General features: G+C 71.8%; 1 protein-coding gene. It reads right to left on the reverse strand.

Features of this window, described 5'->3' with window-relative positions; translation table 11 throughout:
- Positions 1-5,009, reverse strand: a 5,009-nt coding sequence (locus ACZ4K2_RS36855) for an SDR family NAD(P)-dependent oxidoreductase (protein ID WP_467770023.1), incomplete at its 3' end; no start/stop codon positions are given.
- Positions 5,010-5,028 lie beyond the last annotated feature (19 nt).

Consider the following 5,028-nt stretch of genomic DNA (forward strand, 5'->3'; position numbering starts at 1 on the left):
TCAGCCGCCGCGGGAGCCTCCTCCACAATCACATGCGCGTTCGTCCCACTGATCCCGAACGACGACACACCCGCACGACGAGGACGCCCCACCTCAGGCCACTCCCGCGCCTCGGTGAGCAACTCCACCCCACCCGCGGACCAGTCCACATGCGAGGACGGCACATCAACATGCAACGTCCGCGGCAACACTCCAGCGTGCAGAGCCATAACCGTCTTGATCACGCCACCGACACCGGAGGCCGCCTGCGCATGACCGATGTTCGACTTCAACGACCCGAGGTACAACGGCCGATCGGTGGACCGCCCCTGCCCATAGGCATCGATCAGCGCCTGGGCCTCGATGGGGTCCCCGAGCGTCGTGCCCGTACCGTGCGCCTCGACAACGTCCACATCTCCGGTGTCCAATCCGGCGTTGGCGAGTGCCTGCCGGATCACCCGCTGCTGCGAGGGACCGTTGGGAGCGGTCAGCCCGTTGCTGGCGCCGTCCTGGTTGACCGCGGACCCCCGTACGACGGCCAGCACCCGATGCCCCTTGCGCACCGCGTCCGACAGCCGCTCCACCACCAGCACACCGACGCCCTCGGCCCAGCCCGTTCCGTCGGCGCTGTCGGCGAACGCCTTGCAGCGTCCGTCGTCCGAGAGTCCGCGCTGCCGGCTGAACTCGATGAACATGTCCGGGCTGGACATGATGGTCGCGCCACCGGCCAGCGCCATCGTGCACTCACCCCGCCGCAGAGCCTGCGCCGCGAGGTGGAGGGCGACGAGGGAGGAGGAGCAGGCGGTGTCGACGGTGACGGCGGGCCCTTCGAAGCCGTAGGTGTAGGCGAGGCGCCCGGAGGTTACGCTGCCGGTGGTCCCGGTGAGGCGGTACCCCTCGACGGCGTCCGAGGTACGGCTCAGCAGTAGTCCGTAGTCCTGCGGCACCGCGCCGATGAACACGCCGGTCGCGCTGGCCTTGAGTGTGGCGGGGTCGATGCCCGCGCGTTCGAACGCCTCCCAGGAGGTCTCCATCAGCAGTCGCTGCTGGGGGTCCATGGCGAGGGCCTCGCGCGGGGAGATCCCGAAGAACTCGGCGTCGAAGTCGGCGACGGAGTCGAGGAACCCACCGTTCCGTACGTAGGTCTTGCCCAGGCTCTCGGGGTCGGGGTCGTAGATCCCGTCGAGATCCCAGCCCCGGTCGGTCGGGAAGTCCGTGATCACGTCACGCTCTTCCGCGACGAGCCGCCACAGATCCTCAGGAGACTCGACTCCGCCAGGGAAGCGACAGGCCATACCGACGATCGCGATCGGCTCGTCCGTCTCAGCCGGCGCGACGGGCGCGGCGGGAAGCGCCGGGGCGTCGCCCAGGAGCCGGGACTTCAGGTACTGGGCCAGCGCGGTGGGCGTCGGGTGGTCGAAGGTCAGGGCTCCGGAGAGCTGGAGGGCGGTGGTGGCGTTGAGGCGGTTGCGCAGTTCGACTGCGGCGAGGGAGTCGAAACCCGCCGCCTTGAAGGTCTGCTCCGGCCCGATCAGTTCCGCTGAGGTGTGGCCCAGCACCAGAGCGGCCTGGGTGCGGACCATGTCGACGAGAGCCTGATCCCGTTCCGCAGAGGACAGTCCTGCCAGCCGTTCCACCAGCGCGCCCTGCCCACCGCTCGCCACGGCGAGGGCCTGCGCGGCACGACGTACGGGCGCGCGGACCAGGCCGCGCAGCAACCCGGGCACCGGCCCCTGAGCACCCTGGGCCCGCAGCTCGGCGTGATCGAAGCGGACGGCGGCGAGGTTCGCGTCGCCGGCCTCCAGGGCGGCGTCGAGGAGGGCGAGCCCTTCCTCGGCCGACATGGCGACGACGCCGGAACGCCGCATGCGCGCCAGATCCTGCTGACCCAGCCCGCTGGTCATGCCGCTGGACGGCTCCCACAGCCCCCAGGCGACAGAGGTCCCGGACAGCCCGGCCTGCTGCCGCTGGGCGGCGAGGGCGTCCAGGAACGTGTTCGCGGCGGCGTAGTTGGCCTGCCCCGCGTTCCCGAGCAGTCCCGCGACAGAGGTGAACAGGACGAAGGCGGCGAGGTCGTGGCCCGCGGTGAGTTCGTGGAGGTTGACCGCGCCGTCGACCTTGGCGCGCAGGACGCGTTCGAGGCGCTCGGGGGTGAGCGACTCGATCAGACCGTCGTCCAGTACACCCGCCGCGTGGACGACGCCGGTCAGCGGGGCCGGAATGCGGGCCAGGACGGCGGCGAGCGCCTCCCGGTCGGACACGTCGCACGCCTCGACGACGACCCGGGCGTCCAGCCCCTCGGGGACCTCACCGCCGCTACGGCTCAGCAGGACCAGGTTGCGTACGCCGTGCTCGGCGACCAGATGCCGCGCCACCAGACGCCCCAGCGTGCCGGTACCGCCCGTGATCAGGACCGTGCCGTCCGGATCGAGCCGCCTGGGCATCCGCAGCACCAGCTTGCCCGTGTGCCTGGCCTGCGACATGAACCGGAACGCCTCCGGCGCCCGCCGCACATCGAACGACCGCACCGTCAACGGCTTCAACGCACCTGAAGCGAAGAGCGGCATCACTTCACACAGCAGCGCCCCGATCCGATCCGGTCCCGCGTCCAGCAAGTCGTACGCCTGGTACGAAACCCCTTCGATGCCGTCCCGGATATCCGTCTTGCCCATCTCCAGGAACCGGCCATCGGCCGAGAGCAGCCGCAGCGAAGCGTCGATGAACTCCCCTGTGAGGGAGTTGAGGACCACGTCGACGCCACCGGCGAACTTCTGCTCGAAGTCGAGCGTGCGGGAACTCGCGATGTGCGCGTCGTCCAGGCCCATCGCCCGCAGCACATCCCACTTGCCCTCGCTCGCCGTCGCGAAGACCTCGGCACCGACATGACGCGCGACCTGGATCGCCGCCATGCCGACCCCACCCGCGCCGGCGTGGACCAGCACCCGCTCGCCGGGCTGGAGTGCGCCGAGCTGCACGAGCCCGTACCAGGCCGTCAGGAACACGACCGGCACTGACGCGCCCTGCTCGAACGACCACCCCGCCGGCAGCGGAGCCACCGTCCGCACATCGGCCACGGCCACCGGGCCGAAGGACGGCAGCATGCCGAACACTCGGTCTCCGACCGCGAACTCGGAGACTCCGGGCCCTACTTCGCTCACGACCCCGGCGCCCTCGCCGCCCATCGCCGCGGCGCCCGGGTACATGCCCAACGCGATCAGCACATCACGGAAGTTGAGGCCGGCTGCCCGTACCTCGACCCGCACCTGACCCGGCTCCAGCGGCTCCGCCGACGACTCGGTCAGCGCCAGCCCCTCGATGGTGCCCCCGTCCGACATTCCCAGACGCCAGGTACCGGAGGCCGGCGGTGTCAGCGTTCCGTTGCGTCCCGGCCGGGTGAGCCTCGGTGTGAGTACCGTGCCCGTGCGTACCGCGACCTGGGTCTCGCCCGAGGCCAGAGCGGCGCGGGCCACCTCGGTCAGGTCCGCCGCGGCGGTTTCGGTGTCGACGTCGATCAGCAGGAACCGGCCCGGATGCTCGCTCTGAGCGGCTCGCACCAGCCCCCAGACGGGAGCCTGGGAGAGGCCGGAGAGCGGGTCGCCGGGGGCCGCCGCGACGGCGCCACGGGTCACGACCACGAAGCACGCGGAGGCCGAGGCCGTATCGGCCAGCCATGCCTGCAACGCCGTCAGTGCTTCGAGGGTCGCGGCCTTGGTGATCCCGGCGAGGTCGGATTCGGCTCCCCCGGCCGACAGGCAGTGGTGGAAGGTGAGTTCCGGATCGTCGTTGCTCCGCTCGGCCGTTGCGGTGCCGACCGGGGTCCAGATCACCGGGTACAGGGAGTCCGTGGCGGACGGGACGCCGGTCAGCCGTGCCGGGTCGGCCGTGCGTACTTCGAGGGTCGCGGCGGAGAGGACGGGCTGTCCGGTGCCGTCGGCGACCTGGACCAGGATCGAGTCGGCGTCCCCGTGGGCCGGGGCCAAGCGCACGCGCAGGGTGCCGGCGCCTGTCGCGTGCAGGGTCAGACCGTGCCAGGCGAAGGGCAGGCGCACTCGGTTGTCGTCCGGGGCGACTACTACGAGGGCGTGGAGGGCGGAGTCGAGCAGGGCCGGGTGGATGCCGAATCCGTCGGCGCCGACTGCCGGTTCGGCGGACTGGGCGACCTCGGCGAACAGTTCGCCGTTCTGGCCCTGGTACAGGGCGCGCAGCCCCTGGAAGGCGGGTCCGTAGCCGTATCCCGCAGCGGCGGCGCGGGCGTAGAAGTCGTCGGTGTCGACGGGGTGCGAGCCCGCCGGGGGCCAGGCGGACAGGTCGAACGCGGAGTCCGAGGCGTTCTCGGCCGTCTCCCCGAGGAAGCCCACCGCGTGGCGGGTCCACTCGCCGTGTTCGCCCGCCGTCTCGCTGCGGGAGTACACCCCGACGGGCCTGCGCCCGTCGGCGGTCTGCGGATCGACGTGCACCTGGAGAGCGAGGGCGCCCTGCGCCGGGATCACCAGCGGTGTTTCCAGTATCAGTTCGGCCACGTGCGGCAGCCCGACCCGATCACCGGCCTGGAGGGCCAGTTCCACGAAGGCTGCCGCCGGCAGCAGCACCACGCCCGCGACCGCGTGGTCACGCAGCCACGGCTGGGCCTGCGGCGAGACACGTCCGGTCAGCATCATGGCACCGGTCCCGGCGACGCGTACGGTCGCGCCGACCAGGGGATGCCCGGCCGCGATCAGACCGAGCCCGGCCGCCTCGACGGGCGCGCCGGGGGCGTCGTCGAGCCAGTACCGGCTGCGCTGGAAGGCGTAGGTGGGCAGATCGAGGTCCGCGCGGGCGGCGGGGAGCGAGGCCCCGGACCAGTCGATGGCGCAGCCTCGGACATGGGCGAGGGCAAGGGCCGACAGCAGGACCTCCCCGTCGGCACGGCCCGAGCGCAGCACGGGGGCGCTCGCGACCGACGCCGCGTTCTCCTGCGCCATGGCGGTGAGGACGCTGTCGGGGCCCAGTTCCAGGAACGTCCTCACCCCGGCCGCACGCAACTCCGCCACACCGTCACCGAAGCGGACG

This window comes from Streptomyces sp. NPDC025833 (assembly GCF_055558055.1).